Origin of the sequence: Motilibacter aurantiacus, assembly GCF_011250645.1 — a bacterium.
In the GTDB taxonomy this organism is placed as follows: domain Bacteria; phylum Actinomycetota; class Actinomycetes; order Motilibacterales; family Motilibacteraceae; genus Motilibacter_A; species Motilibacter_A aurantiacus.
Window position 1 is genome coordinate 35,762 of record NZ_JAANNO010000013.1, and the last position, 17,200, is coordinate 52,961.

A 17,200-nucleotide genomic window follows, 5' to 3' on the forward strand; every position below is an offset into this window, starting at 1 on the left:
GAGGCGGGCCTCGATGACGTCGCGCAGCGAGGGCCGTGCGCTCGGCGGAGCCGCCGCGGCCGCCCTGGCCGCCCTCACGCTCGCCTTCCCGGCAGCGGCCGCGCAGCCCACGGCCCGTTCGGGAGCGATCCTGTGCGACGGCGTACGCGCCACGATCGTCTCGACCCGGGCCGCTGCGGTCGTGGCGGGCACCCCACGCCGGGACGTCATCGTGGTGAAAGGCGCCGGCAGCGTCGTGCGCGCCGGCAGCGGCAACGACCTCGTCTGCGCGCTGCGGGCCTCGACCGTCTCGGGCGGGCCGGGTGACGACAGGCTGCTCGGCAGCTCCTCCGCGGACGTGCTGAACGGGGACGCGGGGAACGACACGATCCGCGGCGGTGCGGGGAACGACCGGGTCAGTGGCGGCGCCGGGCAGGACGTCATCGACGGCGGCGCGGGCCGGGACCGGGTCGCCGCCGACACCAGGGACACCGTGGTGCGTGGGGCGGGGGACACGGTGACGGGCCGGCCGACGCTGGTCGCGCCCCGGCCGGGGCCATCGCCGGCCCCCTCCGTGCCTGCACCGGTGGCGCCTGCGCCGGTGGAGGCGTTTCCCGCCCCCGGTGCTCACACCCCGGAGGCTCCCGCCCCGGCCCTGCTCCCGGCCGTCCCGGGCCTCGCCCCGGTGGCCCTTCCGGCGCCCGTGGCGGTGCCCGGCCCGGTGACGGCCCCGCTCCCTGTCGACGCCCCGCCCGCCAGCGTCTGGGACCTCGTGCCGCCCTCGGCCCCCACCGGCCTGTATGCGGAGGTCCGGGACGGCGGGATCGGGCTCCACTGGGCTGCCTCGGCCGACAACGTCGGCGTGGCGGGGTACGACGTGTGGAGCTCGCCGTCGTACGCCCTGGACGACGCCCTGACGTACGTGGGCTACACGACCGGGACGACCGCCTTCGACACGCCCGCCGACAGACGGGCCCGGCACTACCTCGTGATGGCGCGGGACGCGGCCGGCAACACCAGCGACCGGTCCGCCAGCGTGGCGGCGACGCTCGGCCTCGACGACCACGCCCCGCGCGCGCCGGACGACGTGCTGGCCGCGACCACGTCCGAAGCGGTGACGCTCAGCTGGCGCAGCGGTGGCGCGGACGACGTCGGAGTCTCCCGGTACATCCCCGTGCGCTCCACCTCCCCGGGTTTCGAGACCGGCGTCGACGGGGTCGAGACCGTCGAGTTCGAGCCGCAGGCGGAAGCCACGTTCGTCGACCACCCGCCGGCTGCCGGGGCGACGTACCACTACGCGGTGGTAGCCCTCGACGCGGCGGGCAACCGCAGCGAGCGCTCCGCCGGCCAGGCCGTGTCACTGACCGGCGACGCCGCCGCTCCGAGCGAGCCGACCGACGTCACCGTCACGAGCGCGGCTCACGAGGCCGGCGTCCTCGTGTCGCTCAGCTGGGGCGCGGCCGCCGACGACGTCGGCGTCGCCGGCTACGTCGTGCAGCGCTCGCCGGCGCCGGGCTTCCTCGATGTCGAGACGCTGGGGACCACCGCCTCGACAGGGGCGGTGGACCTCCTCCTGCTGGGCAGCCCTGGGCACCACTACCGGGTGGTCGCGGTCGACGCCGCCGGCCGCCGGTCGGGGGCGGTCGTGGCGGCGTCCTCGCCGGCCGGGGGCTGATCGTGCCGCTGCTGCGCGGCGGGCGCGTCTGCGCAGGCCAGCGCTGTGCTCGGCCGGTCGCGCCAGTCCGGCTCTGGCCTGCCGGAGGGACCCGGTATGCTGTTCCAGCGCCACTCCGGTGACGCACGCGCCCGTAGCTCAACGGATAGAGCATCTGACTACGGATCAGAAGGTTAGGGGTTCGAGTCCCTTCGGGCGCACGCTGTGTCGAGACAGTAGGACGAGGCCCTGACCTGCGGAAACGCGGTCAGGGCCTTGTGCTGTCAGGGGAGGCGCGGGCGTCCACGGTTCCCTCGGGGTGCTGCCGCGCTAGGGATGCGCTAGGAAGCTCCTCGCTCGCTTGTGCCGGCGCCGTCAGGAGGCTGCCGATCCGGTTCGCGGCTTCTCGGCCTACGCCGCGGTCTACGTGCGTGTAGAGGTCTGCAGTGATCGCCGTCGTGGAGTGGCCGAGACGCTCGGACACGACCTTGATGTCGACACCTGCTGAAAGCGCCAGGCTCGCGTTCGTGTGACGCAGGTCGTGGAGGCGGATCACTGGAAGGTCCGCCTGCGCGGCCAGCTTCTGGAAGTGGCGCGTGACGTACTCGGGGCGCAGTGGCCCGCCGTCCTCGCGGGTGAACACGAGCCCGCTGTCGCGCCAGGCGTCGCCCCACTCCGCCCGCTCGTGCTGCTGCCGGGCGCGGTGGCGACGCAGCACCTCGACCGTCACCTGATCGAGCTGGACTACACGGCTGCCGCGCTTGGTCTTGGGCGTGCCGACGACGAGCTTGCCGCGCACCTCGGTGATCTGTTGGACGACCATCAGGTATCCCTGGTCGAGGGCCAGGTCGTTCCAACGGAGTCCGGTTGCCTCGCCACGACGGAGGCCGCTGACGAGGAGCAGCTGGTAGAGCGCGACGAGGCGGTCCTTCTCCGCTGCCTTGAGGAACCGCCGACTCTGGTCCGCGCTCCAAGGACGTGGCCGCCTCGGGTTCTCCGGAGCGAGCTCGATGTGCAGCGCTGGGTTGTACGGGATGAGCCGTCGCTTGACCGCGGTGTTGAGCGCGGAGCGGAGCGTGGCGTGAACGCGCCGAATTGAGCTCGGGCTGAGGGGACGTCCTCGACGCCCGGTGGCGATCGCTTCGTACAGCCGGTCGAGGTGGTGCGGGCGGAGGTCGAGCAGACGGACGTCGCCGAGGTGAGGAAGTAAGTAGAGCCTCAAAGCGTCCTGGTAATGGGCCGCGGTGGAAGGCTTCAAAGCAGCCTTGCCCGCGAGCCAGGTCTCGAGGTACTCGCGGGTTGTGAGGGCATGCATCGAGACGTCGGTCATGAGGACACGCACCGTCTCCTGCAACGCCTCCTGCGCAGCGGCTCGCGTCGGGTAGCCGGACTTGGTGGTCTGCAAGCGCTTGCCATTGCTGTCGCGGCCGTACTCCAGCACGTAGGCCCACCCGCCGCGGCAGCGATGCGCTTGCAGACGGCCCTCGGCATCACGTGGGCAGGTCCGGGCGTGGCGTTGATAGACGGAGCCGTGCTTCACCGTGCCACCTGTACCAGCTCGAGAAGCGGCGCGGTGGGTACTCGTATGGACTTGCCGAGGTGGAGGACAGGAGTCGGCCAAGCGCCGGCACGGATGAGCTCGTACGCGGAAGTGCGGCCGATACCCAACACTGCAGCCGCCGTCGGAACGTCGACGACCGGGGGGAGCTGAAGGAGATCCGCGGCCGTGAGGGTCAGTGTCACGCCGTCCTCCTCCGTTCGCAGCGGGTCGAGGCGCGAGCTCCACGTTTGAGTGAGTACCCAGCGTGCGCCACGAAGTCATGACCTGTCAACTGTCGTGGACAGTGGTGGCGGACTGCACTCGAGGGGTCATGCTGCCTGGTGAAAGCGACTTCGAGCGCGCGTTGACTCGCAGCGACAGGGGCATGAGCGTGAATGTCGTAGGTCGACTCCCTCTGCCTGCGGGGGCTGTTGACCTAGTAGGTGAGCCGGTGCGGTGTGGGCAGTGCCCGCTCACCGCTCGCCCGCCACTCGAGCGCTTCGGCGGCCTCCTTGTACTCGAGGAGGTGCTGCCCTGCTCGGCGTGCCAAAACGTCGCGCACCTCCGCGGGCGTGGCGTAGAAGAACTCGCGGTGCTGGTTGACGCGATTGACCCGGCGGTCTTTGAGTTCTTCGTGGAGTGTGTTTTCGAGGCTGACGGCGTCCTCGCTGAAGATGAGGGCGTGGACGTCGAAGCGGAAGGGGACTGAGGCGTCGCCGAGTTCGCGGACACGGTCCATGGGGTCGAGGCGGCGTGTCATACCGATTTTGACCATGTGCTCGCCGAAGGCCCCGATGTTGGAGATGACGTAGACGTACCCGGCCCGGATCTTGGCCTCGCGGGCTTCGACGCCGAAGATCGCGGTGTCGACGTCGTCGAGCTTGGACTGCAGGTCGGTGATGGCGTCGAGGTCGCCGCTCGCTCGGGCCCGGGCAAGGACGGCCTCGTAGTGAGCGCGCTCCTTGAGCAGGCGTGCCTTCTCACGCTCGAACTCGCGTTGGGCCTTCTCTTCCTCGCGCTGCCGCTCGCGCTGCTCCCGAATACGCTCGCGCTCTTCCTCGACCTTCGCCAGGTAGTCAGCGGTGAGCTGTACTTCGAGGAGTCGGAGGCCGTGGTAGTGCGGGCTGACGCGGATCAGCATGGACTTGCCGAGCTTCGCGATCGTCGCCGCGGCCTTCTCGAGCCGGTCGGTGGCCGTGTGCAGGGTGTGCGGCCGGACCGTGCGTACGGCGTTGTCGGCTTCGGCGTTGTAGGCGCGCAGCATGAGCTTGGAGAAGTCGCGGACCATGGCGGCTCCCTCGCGCGCTGATCCGTTGACGGTCCAGTTGGTGGCGGCCAAGACGGCGTTCTGGCCCTTGGTCGCGACCTTGATCTGGTCCTTGAGGTCGGCGAGGCGGGCCTTGTACGCAACGGAGTCGTCCAGCGGGTGCTTGTAGCGGTAGACGCCCACCTCTTGCAGCACCATGTCGTCGTCGGCGGCAACCAGCTGGCTTTGCACCTGCTGGAGCTCGGCGCGGGCGGCGGCGAGCTGTGCCTCGACGACCCGAAGCTCGTCCCGGCGGCGGTCGGTCTCCCGCTGCACGTCCAGCGCGTCCATCGCACCGAAGTGCGCGAGCTGGCTTGCAAGCCGCGCGTTGTCCTCCGCGAGCTGCTTCTTCCGTGGCCCGAACAAGCCACGACGACCGCCGGACGGCGGCGACGGCTCAGGTGCAGGCGGCGGAGGTAGGGCAGGCACACCGGCGGGCGCGGGTGGGGGCATCGGGGTGGACGGAGCCGCGGGCGCGGTCGACGGCGGCGCGTCGGGCAACGTCCTTGCGGGCGGAGCGTGCGGGGTCGGCGAGGCGGAGTCCTGCTCGTCGTCGACGTCGATTCCGAAGTGCGTGACGAGGCCCGCGAGCCCGTCGGCCCACCCTTGGCCCACGGCGCGCAGCTTCCACGCGCCGGCGCGGCGGTAGACCTCCCCGACGAGAATTGCCTGCTCGGTGCTCGTCCCACTGACCTCGTACGTGATCAGCGGCACGTCGCCTGCGTCCGTCATCGTTAGGCGCAGCCCAGTCACGGCCGCGAACGGCCCGTTCTCCGTGGAGGCTGCGACGAAGACCGCGGTGACATCGTTTGGGAGGTCCGCGAGCCGAAGCCGGACCACGTCCCGCAGCAGGCCGGCGCCGCGGGCCTTCCCGAGATGCCGAACGGCTCCGTTCTCGGCGGCAGGCTGGTTGTAGAAGACCAGGTCCGCGTCGCTGCGCACGCGCCCGTCGGCGTTGACCAGAACAGCGGACAAGTCCACCTCGGGAGCTTCCTCCAAGACACGCCACTCAAGGGCGATGTCAATGTGCCCGCCCATGAAGGCGTGCGGCGGCAGCGGCGCGTTCGCGCCCTTGGTCAGCACCTCGGCAGTCACAGGCGGTGATGTTGCCAGGGCGCCGCAAGACGTGGGGCAAGTTTGCGGGAAGGACCCTGCTGCGGCCGCTACTCACCCCGAGTAGCCAACGACCGACGTCGACAGGAGGACCTCACAGACACGGTCCGCTCCGGGGAATGACAGGACGCTGTCCGACCGTGTACCTGATGCATGGCGCGGCGTGACGGACCTGGGGCTGGCGTCCTCTCCTGGTCTCGCCTCGGCACCATTGCCTATGCCGACCTCACGGACCGGTGCGAGCACACCCGACAGTCGGCGGCGAGGCATTCCCCGTTTTGTGAGCACAGTGCTAGGGTCACTGACCCCATGATCGGTGGTTGTAAGCGGAAGGGTAGCGGGACGTAGCCAGATCTGTTGCAGTGTCCTCCTCGGTCTTCGACGTCTTCACGCCCACAACGCCCGCACGTCTGAACTTCGTTCACCGGGAACGAGTTAACGACAAGTTGGTCGACGCGCTGCGCACACCCGGAAAGCAAGTCGTCATCTATGGGGAATCCGGGTCGGGGAAGTCGACTCTCCTACAGAGGAAGTTGGAGCAGCTATACCCCGATCACGTGACCACTAGGTGTAGTTTCGCTACAACTTACGAAGCCGCAATTCTGGACGCCTTCGACCAACTTAACCGGCATTATGTGGAGTCCACCACGACGACAAGGGGCCGAGGGTCGAAGGGCACACTGCGTGCTGATTTTTAGGCCTCCGCGCCACAGTCGAGAAATCCTTGTCGGTGACAGTACAACAAGCAAGCGTCTACTCCCGCCTCAACTGACAGCTCAGCGGTTGGGCGAATTCATGGGCAGTGAAGGCTTGTGCTGGGTGATCGAGGATTTCCATAAGGTGCCGGCCGAGGAGAAGACAAAGGTTGCTCAGGCATTGAAAGTGTTCAGCGATCTTGGGGCTGACTACCCGTCGTTGAAGATAGTTGCTGTCGGGGCTACCGAGACTGCCCGAGAAGTCGTTGAGTATGACCGAGAGATGTCCAACCGCGTCGCCGAAGTGTTGGTTCCTATGATGACCGACGCCGAGCTCCACGAGATCCTCACCAACGGAGAGCAACTGCTCAACCTCGACATGACGGAAATCCGCGACGAGATCTCCGGATTCTCGGTCGGGCTTGCGAGCGTCTGTCATCACCTCGCATTGAACGCCTGCCTGGCGGCGCATGTTGAGGCGACGGCAACGGAAGTGGTCGCACTAACAGCGGAAGACCTGGCCAAAGCGACTTCCCGCTATGTAGACGAGTCATCGGATACTCTCAAAGGCACATTCGATCGCGCCCTTGTTCGACATAAGGTGCGACGCTTCGACAACTGTCGATTGATCCTCGCAGCGCTTGCTGCCGCCTCTCCTGAAGGCTTACTGCACGCAGAGCCACTGACGAGCATCCGAGCCAAGCACGCAGACTATCCGCCAGGTAACCTCACGTCATACTTGCGACAGTTGGTCGGCGAGGAGCGCGGCAGTGTGCTCCGTCACGGCACGGATGGCCGCTTCCGATTCGCCGAACCCCTTTACCACGCCTACGCTCAGGCGCGCTTAGATGCGAAGATTCCGCAGAATCGCGAACAGTCAGTAGTTTGGGACGCGCTCAAGTCCAGCCTACAGGTCTTTATCACCAACTACCGTGACGCTGAAGTCTCGGGTGTGCAGGTTACGTTCGGCCCACCGCAACGCGGGTAGAAGAACATTTGTGTAGGGCCGTTGAGCGGCGACTGCCATACGGCTGCGTGAGGCGGGTGGGCCTACTTGGGCACGCTCAGGAGGCTGTGTTGTGGCCTGCAGAACTGCACGTAAGACTGCGGGCGTTCTCTGCGCGTTTTGAGGGCTCTTCCGCCTTGAGGGTGTAGAGGTCGCTGGCGCGTCGCGGGCGGTGTAGGGGTCGAGGTCTCCCGAGGATGGAAGCTCTCACACTGCCCATCCGGAAGACCTCGACATGGCTGACGCTACCTCTGCCGGCTTTGCCTGCCCTGATCTCTCCGCGTTCTGCCGCCTGGATGAGCTCGGCCTCGTCGTGACCGGCCAGCGCCTGGAGCGCGATCGCGCGGTGCTGGCCTGCCGGGTGGTCGAACCAGATTCCTGGTGCCGAGGCTGCGGCTGCCTCGGAGCCCCGCGCGACAGCGTTGTCCGGCGCCTTGCGCATGAGCCGCTGGGCTGGCGGCCCACGACGCTGGAAGTCACCGTCCGGCGCTACCGCTGCACCGGGTGCGGGCACGTGTGGCGCCAAGACACCAGCCGGGCCGCGCAGCCTCGGGCCAAGCTGTCACGGCGGGCGCTGCGCTGGGCGCTCGAAGGCCTCGTCCTGCAGCACCTGACCGTCGCCCGGCTGGCCGAAGCCCTCGCGGTGTCGTGGGACACCGCGAACGACGCCGTCTTGGCCGAGGGCAGGCGTCGGCCCAAGAGGTTCGAGTTGCGCGCCTAGTGGGAGAACGGCCCATCGCAGTGGGGTCAGCGTGGGCGCTTATGGCGCCGGATCCCTAGATGTGACGCACGCCACCCACCGCCAGTGCGCGGGTCGGCGGACAGCGGCCAACTGCGGCCCACCTGCCCCATATCCTCCCTTCGAGTCGGAGGGGGCGTGATGGCTGAACCAGCGAAGGGCGCGCGTCTCGAGAAGCAGCGGCGCAGTGCGCGGATGTGGTTTATGGGGCAGTGGCTGCGATACGGAATCCACCCGCGCGCTTGGGTAGATCGTCACTTCGGCGAGGATGTCCTCACCTACACCGCTGGAAGACATGCTCCTCGCATGCTCAGGATTGGACCGCTCCTGACATGCGTAGGTCTTCTGGGTGGCGCTTTCTTCTGGTTCATCTTCATAACCCTCGCCCGTTTGAAGGGTGCTCATATTCAGTACTGGCATGCCGAATGGGGCGACCTCAAGGAGGACGATCTCTTCGACCTCGCCCGTGCAACGGCCACACTCGTCGCCCTCTTCGGTGGGCTCTTCGCAGTTGTGTACGCATATCGCAAGCAGCGAGTCGAGGAGGCAGCGGGCCGGCGGGCGGACGAAGAGAACTTGCGTGAGATCGACGCGGCCCGCTCTCAGCGCTATCAGGATGCCGCGGAGCAATTGGGCCACGAGAAGGCTGCCGTTCGCTTGGCCGGCGTGTACGCCTTGGCGCGTCTGGCGGACGAGTGGCCAACTCAGCAACAGACCTGCGTGGATGTCCTCTGCGCCTATCTGCGCATGCCCTACGACGAGCAAGACCTAGGAGACGGACAGGTGCGACGCTCGGTCGTCGGCGTCATACGCGAGCATCTGCTCCCCGAGGAGGACGAGCTTCCGGCGTGGGCGGGACTGCGGTTCGACCTGGAAGGCGCGACCTTTGTGGACGCCGACTTCTCCGACTGCTACTTCGCTGGGGCGGGAGTCAGCTTCAAGGCCTCCCGCTTTTTGGGAACCACGTCTTTTGATATGACGCAACTCTCGACGACCAACTTCAATGAAGCGGTCTTCGCTGGGTCGCAGGCACACTTCAACCTGTTCATAAGCCCGAACACATACGCGTACTTCGTCAACACCACCTTCGAGGCCGGCAAGGTTGTCTTCAACAATGTGCAGCTACACAGTAGTAGGCTCATCTTCGACGGTGCTCACTTTTCTGGCTCCGACGTCACTGTCAGAATCCGCGAAAGTGACAATCAGAGCTACGTTGAGTTCTCGAACTGCACCGCGTCTGCCGGGCAACTCGACGTCGGGGCAGTTGCCGGGGACCTGCTCCCGCCCCTGGCGCAACAGTTGCCCGTCGCCATTGGCAGCATCCGGTTCCGCAACATGGCGTTCGCTGGCGGGAAGGTGCGTCTGCCGAAGGCACAGCTCGATCAAGGCCTAATCAACTGGTCGCCTGGTAGTCCACCGAAACACGCACTCACTCACACGCTGTCCATGACGATGCCCCGGCGCGATCAGCAGCCGATGGAGAGCGACCCAATGTGATGACGCATGAAGCGAGACCGCCCGGGGATGACAGATCGTCGCTTGCCGAGGGCGTAAGCAGCGTTGGGAACCGCTTGGGCGATCCTGGCCCTCTCGGCCACGCCCTGTCTTCGGCACGAGCGGGCGGACTGGGCGGAGGTGCCCCGCCGGCTGCCAGCGCCTACAGGTCGGGTTGGCAGCGGCCGTGCCCGGCCCGGGCAAGCCCTCGCCGGTCGCCTTCGCCGAAGTCGGTGCGGCCGATGTTGTCGTCGTGCATGAGCTGGGTGGGGTCGTGAACGTGGGCCAGGCCGACGACGTGGCCGAGCTCGTGCATGACAAGCGCTTCCACGTGTTGTCGTCCGGTGGGGGTATCGAACCCGGCGGCCAGAGCGGGGGTGTCCAGAGTGACTGTTCCGCTGACGTAGGCCATCTGGCCGCGGCCGTCCGACCAGGCGGTGCTCCCCCCTAGCCCTGCGACGCGGCCTGCGAGGCCCGGCGTCTGCTCGGGGTTGGACCAGGCGATGAGGACCGGCGCCCACTGCTTGCCGTAGCGGACCGGCTGGTACGCCTCGCGGTCGGGACCCGCCGGCTCGTCGGTAGGCCCGACGTACTCGAAGGCCAGGCCCGTGGCCTCTCGCACCCGGGCCACAGCCCGGCGCACGAGAGCTACCGCGCCCGGCGGCGCCTGCTCGGAGTTGATGGCGTAGCGGAGCGGGCGGCACGGGTCGTAGGTGACCGCGTTCTGCGTGCCGGGCTGCGTCTGTGTGAAGGCGTAGCCACCGGTGCCGGGTCCGCTCGGCACCCGGGGAAGTAGCCGGCCCTGCGCTTCGCCGACGCCGGGCGGCGGTACCTCGGTGGCGTCGAGGCTTCCGCTGGTGGCGGTGGGCGGCAGGACCCGCGGCAGCACCGCCGGAATGCCCAGGCATGCCGCCAGGATCCCGACCGCTACAACTTGGCCAGCGTGCTTGCGCCGCCGCGGAGCTGCGAGGGTTGCCTGCCGCCAAGGCGGCGGCCCGGTGCTGCCGGCCACGTCCAGCCGGTCCAGCTGACGCAGCGCCCGTGCCATGCGGCGTCGCCGCCGGGCACGCCCCAACGTCACGACATCGACCAGGCGGCTGCTCCCCACGATCGGGCATCGGCCACCGATCGTCGAACCGAAGATGCCGACCCGCGAGTCACTCGACCGGCGGCATGAGCGTGAATGTCAGTGGCGGCGTCGCTCGCCCGTGGGGAGCTGCTGACAGCTAGATGAGTATCCGGGCTCAGGCGCCCCTGCCACAGGGGGCCACAGGGTGATTGCACACACTCATACGAGGGAGTGCTTACACCGGCTGGAGCTCTTGTGACCGACGAGCCACGATGAACCGGCGCGACCTGTGGCGTGACATTGGCATCGCCGTGACCATGCTGATCTGCCTTGCTGGCGCACTGCTCGCGTGGCTGATTGCCTACACCCTTGCCACAGGTGATCTCGGCGGAGAGCCGAGCAGGAGCGCCGGCGCCTTCTGGGGAGCTGTCGCGGGCCTGCTGTTCGGGCTTCCGATCGTGTTGGTCGGGCTGGTCTACGGCAAGCGGACGCACGCCCTCGTGAGCCTGGCCTGGTGCGCCGCGCTCGCTGCCGCAGGTGCCTTCGCCGGCCTCCTGCCGGGCTGAGCAGGTCGGTCGAGCAGGTCGAGCCAGCCGACCACGCCCCTGTGGCAGGGCCTCTCACCGCTACCGCCCACCGCGAGCACCGGGGGGCGGGTGCATTTGCACGGGCGCTTCCCTAGCTTGGGCCGGGCTCGAGACGCGCGACCCCGAACGTCAGCATCGGCGCGATCGACCACAGCGCGCTCGACCTGCGGCATGTGCGGATATTGCTTCGTCAACCACTCCAGAAGTCGCGCGCCCCGACGCGCTGCCGGGTTCGGGGCGCTCGGTGCCACGCCTCGGCGAGTGCCTGGGACGGTGTCGTGAAGCCGAGCGTTTGCCGAGGGAGGCTGGGAGATCGCGGCTCGCCTTCCGACACCGCGCGGACGGTCGTTGGCGTGCCTGCATCGAGAGATCAGCGCTGCTTGTAGTACGGCAGGAGACCCGCCTCTGCGCAGACGCCAGTTGGAGGCCCTTGACAGCTGGCAGTAACCGTGAGCAAAGAGCCGCGATCGCTCGCGGTTCAGGCTTCGGCGACGCTAGCCGCGTGCCCGTTCACTGGCTCGGGCACACCTTGGAAGTCGAATCGAAACAGTGCGACGCCCGCGTCCTCCGCCCACGCCCGAGCCTGCTCGGTGTAGCCGGCGAGGGAAAACAAAAGCCCGCGCCGCTTCGCGTGCTGCGCAACCCCATGGAGTTGCTGCACGACGGGGCGGCCAGTTGGGACCCCTTCCATCTTGACCTGGGCCACCGCGCTGGAGCTGATCACGTCGATTCCAGCGTCCGGTCCGACCGGCATCACCTGGGCGTCGCTGAAGCCCCAGAACCGCATCCAGGCCGCTACGTTCAACTCGGCGTCGCGCGCGGTTCGGATAAGCCGCGGCGGGGGCGGATCGAGGCGAGGCGCAGGTAGCGGCACTGCCCCCGCCGGCGCTGCGGGTTTGTGTGGCGCGGACCGCTTGTTGATCTCCTGCTGTCGGACGAGGACCGCCGCCGCCACCACTGGGTCCGTCAACGTCATCGAGAAGCCGGGGACGCTGCCGCCGCCGTGGGCGCTTGAAATACGCGCGGTGCGTACACCTTGCGCCTCCGTGGTGTAACTGCACTCGACTGGCACGAACCGAAAGGCACGCTCGCCGACAGCCCCGATCAGCGACTCACGGTCTGTGACCGCCACCGTCACGTCTGCCGCGGTCGGCGACTGCGCCACGGCGAGGACCCTGTCCTTCGGGCGCACCAGCGCCTCGATAACTGCCAGAGCCGCGAGGCTGACGCCTGGGCTCTTCGGAGCCGCCGCGAGCTTCTGAGAAGCGGCAGCGCGAACGGGCGCTGCGCGCCGATGCACCTCCTGCCACCCGATGACGGCGGCCGTCTGCGCGTCAACCTCCTGCCTCGACAGCCTTCGGCCGCCTGACAGGCTCGGTGACAGTGGTGCCTCCTGAGCGTTGTGTGGCGGGTCGCCTAGCGTCCTGCCGTTCCGGAAAGGCCACGTCCACGCAACGCACACGCAGAAGACCAGGGCGCTGCAGCCCGCAATCCACGCCGCCGCAGTGGAGGCAAACGGTGGGAGGAGGAGCCCGACGACGAACACCATGCCCGCCCCTAGGCCAACCGCTCCCGCGAGCGGTGCGTATCGCGCGAGCCAGCCGTCGCCTCGCGCCCGCTGTGCCAGATTTTCGGTCACAAGAGGACCGTAGCCGTCGCGGAGCGGGCACCGAACCCAGATGAGCAGGCCCAGAGAGCCGGCCGTTCGGCCACAGCCTCCGTCGGCTCAAGGCCCGAAGGCCGAGCGCCCTACGACGGCGGCATGACCGCGTGTTGCCCAGGGCAACCGCGCCTTCGCTGCCACGCGAAACGTGCGTTAGGTCGAGCGCCTCGCAAGCTATATGAGATCTAGACCGGTAGCTCTTATGCTGGCGTTCCAAGACGAGCCATCCACCCATACGGCCACTATGTTGAGCCGATCGAGCAGAGCTACGTAAGCGTCGCCTATCGTTTCACTGAACAACGCGACGAGAGGGGTTTCGGGCATCTCGTTCTCCGGGACTAGGTGAAACTGGTATGTGAAGAGCTGGCCGATTGCTTCCCGGACCGCCTGTGTCGAGTTGCCGCGGCGTACGACTTTCGCTTCAACAATAACTCGTGTACGCGCTCCCCTTCGCCGCAGCGTCAGATCCAGCGGGTGCTCCTCGGTGCTAGGAATCCACCCCAAACTCGCGACGTGGCGCCCGAAGCGGTCGATGAGTGCCTCGTGGCGCCGCGTCTTCACGAGCGACCGCGTGGTCAACAGGGCTATGTAATCCTCACTGCTCTTTGGTTTGAAGTGCGCCAACGGATCTATCTCGCCTGGGTTCTCTTGCCCTTGCCCTCCTCCCGCAGTCAGTGCACCCGGGGAAGACAAGAGGAGAGTGGCTCGTGCATGGGCGGCGTCACCTAGAACGCGAAAGAAGCGTTCTAGGTCTTCCCGAAGAGTGCTTTCGTCGGGCAGCGCGGCCGTGGCATACGTTGTCTGCGCAACGCTCCCGGCTGCGTAGGCCTTCTGGCGCCAGTAATCAAACCGCAGATCAAAGGGCTCTAGCAATTCGTGCGGGACTGCTTCAGCCATCGAGGCTCTGATCTTCTCGGCGTCTTGTCTCAAGACTGAACGCGCCACGGTGGTCCCAAGGCGGCGACTAACCTCCTCCATGCCCTGCTGGATGGTCAGCGTGACGTTTACTAGGTCGGCCGAGAAGAGGTAAGCGATGTAGAGCCCGTGCTTGGGGTCATCGGTAATATCGGGGTCCAAGATGCCCACCCATGGTGTTGGCGTCGGCGTCCCCTGGCCGCCGTGCCCGCCCACCAGATATCCGGGTGGAACAGCATCGGCGAAGACATCAGTCGCAGACCTGACGAACTTTTGAATCTCACTACTCATCTTCGCGGTTCGATCGTACTCGGAGGCGACGCGAGCGAGAAAGGGGCGAATCGGCATGCGTACCATTGTTGCCGAAGGCTCGAGCCCGAGCACCGGGACACGCCAACGGGAAGGGGCTGTACGCCTACCAGGTGCCGACTCCACGTCGCCACTGCTGTTGCGAACAGAGGGCCGCTCGACGGCCTCCGGCACGCAAGACGGAGACCGCATCCGCTCCCGGCTTGGGTGCAGGCGCCCGCCCACCCATTATTGGCCGCATCGACTCAAGGCAGTCGACCTCCTCGAAGGACCGCATTCGACAGTCGTCGGCGACCTTGTCGCCGCCGCGCCGACCAGCCTCCTAACCGAGCCAACGGCCTGTCCCCTGCACGCGTTGCCCGGAGGGCACGCCACCACAGCTGTATGCCCGTGCGTCTGCTCCTGCGGGCTTACGCGCCGGGCGCGGCTTGCATCGCTGAATATGAGTAGAACGACGCCGGTCGACATGGCCACCTTGGGGCTGAGGTACCCGAGGTGGCCGCCAGGCAGCCACTGTCGGCGCGGGCGGGCTGCAGGACCTTCATTGCGGCTGCACAAGCCTTCAGGATCGTCCGTGCCGAGGGTCTGCGGGGACGAGTGCTCAGTCTCACGACCACAAACTTTGCGCTTAGCAGCGTCAACGGTTGCACGGCCTCCGCTCGCTTCCGCCAGCGGAGGTAAGACCGGTGGGACAACCTTTAAGACGAGGCGGGGTGCGCGTCGAGGTACTTCTTGACCGCCCGCTGGATGGCGGCGTCGCCGCCATGGCCATAGTCCTCACGAGTTGAGGAGTAGATGATCTCGGTCCACACCTGCTGCCCCTGGGCGATGCACTCGACGCTGCAGAAGCGGCGCATGTGCGTCGTCGTGAGGAGAGTGACGGGATCCGTTCGCACGCTCCTCCTGCAGGCGAGGTTCGCGCAGGAGTCCCAGCCGATCACATCGTGCACGTTCCAATTTACCATACCAGGATCGTACGCAAGAAGCCGGCTGGACGAGTCACGGTGCGGGTGCCCGGGTGCCCGGGTGCCCGGGTGCTTGGGTGCGCGAGTAGCGTCCTGCTGAGCTCGGCGGACGACTACGCACTATGGGTGCGCGGGCAGATGCGGCCATCCTGGCGCTCAACACCCGCCGCTTGGTGGGGCCGTCACCGAAGTAAGCCGCTTCCGGCAGGATGCAGCCTAGATCGCACGAGGCGGAGGAGCGGGGCCGGTGGCTACTTGGGAAGATGACATCGTGGCAGCATTCGTGAACTTGGGTGGGACCGGAACCTACGCGGAGATCTACGCGGAGGTTGAGCGTCTGCGCCCCACCCGCCCAACGTCTTGGAAAGACATCATTCGAAGGATGATTCAGGATCGCTCGTCCGACTCCGAAGGGTTCAAGGGCGCCGACGACCTGTTCTTCACGGTGGAAGGTCTTGGGCGCGGTGTGTGGGGTCTGCGGGACTTGGCGCGAGCAACCCCCGTCGCGGCCGACGCAGACCTACCCGAGGGGAACGCGAGTCCCGAAAGAGCGCAGCAGACGACCTACCGCATCCTACGCGACACTGCGCTGGCGCGTCAGATCAAGTTGCTCCATCGAGACCAGTGCCAGATTTGCGGTCTGGCCCTGCGCATTGCACCCGATAGGACGTACTCTGAAGCGCATCACATCATTCCGCTTGGGCGTGAGCACGCAGGCCCGGATATCCCGTCCAATATCATCGTACTGTGTCCGAATCACCATGCACTTTGCGACATGGGGGCGGTAGCACTGCATAGCGAAAGCATTCGGAGCGTCGCGGGGCACGAGATCTCGAACGTGAGCCTGGCTTACCACAACGCGAGCATATTGAATCAAGTCTCTTGACGGCGGCGCCCGTCACTGCCATCCGTCGCGGGCCTGACCAAGTACGCCGACCGTGCTGCGTGAGGGCTTACCGCTCCTCGGCACGAGCGTGCGACGCCGGCTGAAGCGTGCCCTGCTGCACGGCCCTACAGGTCGGGCCGGCAGCGGCCGTGCCCGACCCGGGCAAGCCCTCGCAGGTCGCCTTCCCCAAAGCCGGTGCGGCCGATGTTGTCGTCGTACATCAGCTGCGTCCGATCGTGAACGTGGGCCAGGCCGACAACGTGCCCGAGCTCGTGCATGACAAGCGCCTCCACCTGTCGTCGTCCGGCGGGGGTGTCGAAGCCGGCGGCCAAGGCAGGGGTGTCCAGAGTGACCGTCCCGGTGACGTAGGCCAACTGGCCCCGACCATCAGGCCAGGCGGTGCTTCCTCCGAGCCCTGCAACGCGCCCTGCGAGGCCCGGCGTTTGCTCCGGGTTGGACCAGGCGATGAGGACCGGCGCCCACTGCTTGCCGTAGCGCCCCGGCTGGTATTCCTCGCGGTCGGGCCTCGGCGGCTCGTCAGTTGGCCCGACGTACTCGAAGGGCAGGCCCGTCGCCGCTCGCACCCGGGCCACAGCCCGACGTACGAGCGCTTCCGCGCCAGTCGGCGCCTGCTCGGAGTTGACGGCGTAGCGGAGCGGCCGGCACGGGTCGTAGGTCACCGCTTGTTGCGAGCCGGGCTGCGTCTGCACAAAAGCGTAGCCGCCACTGCCGGGGCCGCTCGACACCCTCGGAAGTAGCCGGCCCTGCTCTTCACCAACGCCGCGCGGCGGAACCTCGAGGCTTCCGCCGGTGGCGGTCGTCGGCAGGACATGGGGCAGCACCGCTGGGATGCCCAGGCATGCCGCCAGGACGCCGACCGCTACCACTTGGCCCGCGGGCCTGCGCCGCCAGGGAGCTGCAAGGGTTGTCTGCCGCCAGGGCGGTGGTTCTGTGCCGCCAGCCATGTCCAGCCGGTCCAGCTGACGCAGTGCCCGCGCCATGCGGCGTCGCCGCCGAACACGCCCCAAATCACGACATCGACCAGGCGGCTGCTCCTCACGACCGGGCATCGGCCGCCGAACGTCGAACCGAAGATGCCGACCCGCGAGTCACTCGACCGGCGGCATAGTCGCGCGTCCCGCGCGCACGGCGGCTACTTGTTCTATGGACGGACGGCCCGGGCCTGGCCAGGCTGGGGTCGAGGTGTCCGACGGGTCGCTCTTCTAGCGGCTGCCCACCCCTGGAGGGTGTGGCTCTTTCATGGAATGCGGGTCCGCCGG

13 protein-coding genes, 1 tRNA gene and 1 pseudogene are annotated in these 17,200 nt (G+C 67.5%); 8 read left to right on the plus strand and 7 right to left on the minus strand.

All coding sequences use genetic code 11. The features are described from left to right. The first annotated feature begins 13 nt into the window (after positions 1-13). Both G9H72_RS22640 and G9H72_RS17860 read left to right on the plus strand, forming a co-directional pair. On the plus strand, positions 14-1,654 hold the full coding sequence (locus G9H72_RS22640; RefSeq protein WP_166173638.1) for a hypothetical protein: 1,641 nt from the start codon (positions 14-16) through the stop codon (positions 1,652-1,654). Positions 1,655-1,781: 127 nt separating this feature from the next. After that, a tRNA-Arg gene (locus tag G9H72_RS17860) sits at positions 1,782-1,854 on the plus strand. A 47-nt stretch (positions 1,855-1,901) separates the two neighbouring features. On the opposite strand, the gene G9H72_RS17865 is transcribed toward G9H72_RS17860, so the two are convergent. Then, the gene (locus G9H72_RS17865; protein ID WP_166173640.1) at positions 1,902-3,173 is read right to left on the minus strand and encodes a tyrosine-type recombinase/integrase; all 1,272 of its coding nucleotides are present in this window, start codon (positions 3,171-3,173) and stop codon (positions 1,902-1,904) included. A 436-nt stretch (positions 3,174-3,609) separates the two neighbouring features. After that, complete coding sequence (locus tag G9H72_RS17870) at positions 3,610-5,574, minus strand: DUF4041 domain-containing protein (RefSeq protein WP_166173642.1); 1,965 nt, start codon at positions 5,572-5,574, stop codon at positions 3,610-3,612. Positions 5,575-5,954: 380 nt separating this feature from the next. On the opposite strand from G9H72_RS17870, the gene G9H72_RS23495 reads away from it, so the two are divergent. The 4 genes and pseudogenes from G9H72_RS23495 (at position 5,955) to G9H72_RS17885 (ending at position 9,529) form a co-directional block, all read left to right on the plus strand. Next, entirely contained in the window at positions 5,955-6,290 is a 336-nt protein-coding gene (locus G9H72_RS23495) for an AAA family ATPase (RefSeq protein ID WP_407939603.1), read from the plus strand. Positions 6,291-6,411: 121 nt separating this feature from the next. After that, entirely contained in the window at positions 6,412-7,275 is an 864-nt protein-coding gene (locus G9H72_RS17875) for a hypothetical protein (protein ID WP_166173644.1), read from the plus strand. Between the two features lie 253 nt (positions 7,276-7,528). Continuing rightward, a pseudogene (locus G9H72_RS17880) lies at positions 7,529-8,002 on the plus strand (ISL3 family transposase); the annotation flags it as partial. Positions 8,003-8,170: 168 nt separating this feature from the next. Next, positions 8,171-9,529: a pentapeptide repeat-containing protein gene (locus tag G9H72_RS17885; protein ID WP_166173646.1), complete on the plus strand. Its 1,359-nt coding sequence runs from the start codon at positions 8,171-8,173 to the stop codon at positions 9,527-9,529. Positions 9,530-9,689: 160 nt separating this feature from the next. Here the strand turns inward: G9H72_RS17885 and G9H72_RS17890 are convergent, their stop codons facing one another. Continuing rightward, positions 9,690-10,538, minus strand: a complete 849-nt coding sequence (locus G9H72_RS17890; RefSeq protein ID WP_166173648.1) for a zinc metalloprotease — start codon at positions 10,536-10,538, stop codon at positions 9,690-9,692. Positions 10,539-10,867: 329 nt separating this feature from the next. On the opposite strand from G9H72_RS17890, the gene G9H72_RS17895 reads away from it, so the two are divergent. Further along, positions 10,868-11,161, plus strand: coding sequence for a hypothetical protein (locus G9H72_RS17895; protein WP_166173650.1), 294 nt, complete (start codon positions 10,868-10,870; stop codon positions 11,159-11,161). Between the two features lie 499 nt (positions 11,162-11,660). On the opposite strand, the gene G9H72_RS17900 is transcribed toward G9H72_RS17895, so the two are convergent. The 3 genes from G9H72_RS17900 to G9H72_RS17910 all read right to left on the minus strand — a co-directional run bounded on the left by G9H72_RS17900 (position 11,661) and on the right by G9H72_RS17910 (position 14,965). After that, complete coding sequence (locus G9H72_RS17900) at positions 11,661-12,731, minus strand: restriction endonuclease (RefSeq protein WP_166173652.1); 1,071 nt, start codon at positions 12,729-12,731, stop codon at positions 11,661-11,663. 288 nt (positions 12,732-13,019) lie between these two features. Beyond that, the gene (locus G9H72_RS17905) at positions 13,020-14,108 is read right to left on the minus strand and encodes an MrcB family domain-containing protein (RefSeq protein ID WP_166173654.1); all 1,089 of its coding nucleotides are present in this window, start codon (positions 14,106-14,108) and stop codon (positions 13,020-13,022) included. 659 nt (positions 14,109-14,767) lie between these two features. Then, positions 14,768-14,965, minus strand: a complete 198-nt coding sequence (locus G9H72_RS17910; RefSeq protein ID WP_166173656.1) for a hypothetical protein — start codon at positions 14,963-14,965, stop codon at positions 14,768-14,770. A 316-nt stretch (positions 14,966-15,281) separates the two neighbouring features. Here G9H72_RS17910 and G9H72_RS17915 point away from each other — a divergent pair, with 316 nt between their 5' ends. Then, the gene (locus tag G9H72_RS17915) at positions 15,282-15,920 is read left to right on the plus strand and encodes an HNH endonuclease (RefSeq protein ID WP_166173658.1); all 639 of its coding nucleotides are present in this window, start codon (positions 15,282-15,284) and stop codon (positions 15,918-15,920) included. Between the two features lie 125 nt (positions 15,921-16,045). On the opposite strand, the gene G9H72_RS17920 is transcribed toward G9H72_RS17915, so the two are convergent. Beyond that, positions 16,046-16,762 carry a zinc metalloprotease gene (locus G9H72_RS17920; protein WP_166173660.1) on the minus strand — a complete coding sequence of 239 codons (717 nt, stop codon included), beginning with the start codon at positions 16,760-16,762 and terminating at the stop codon, positions 16,046-16,048. Positions 16,763-17,200 lie beyond the last annotated feature (438 nt).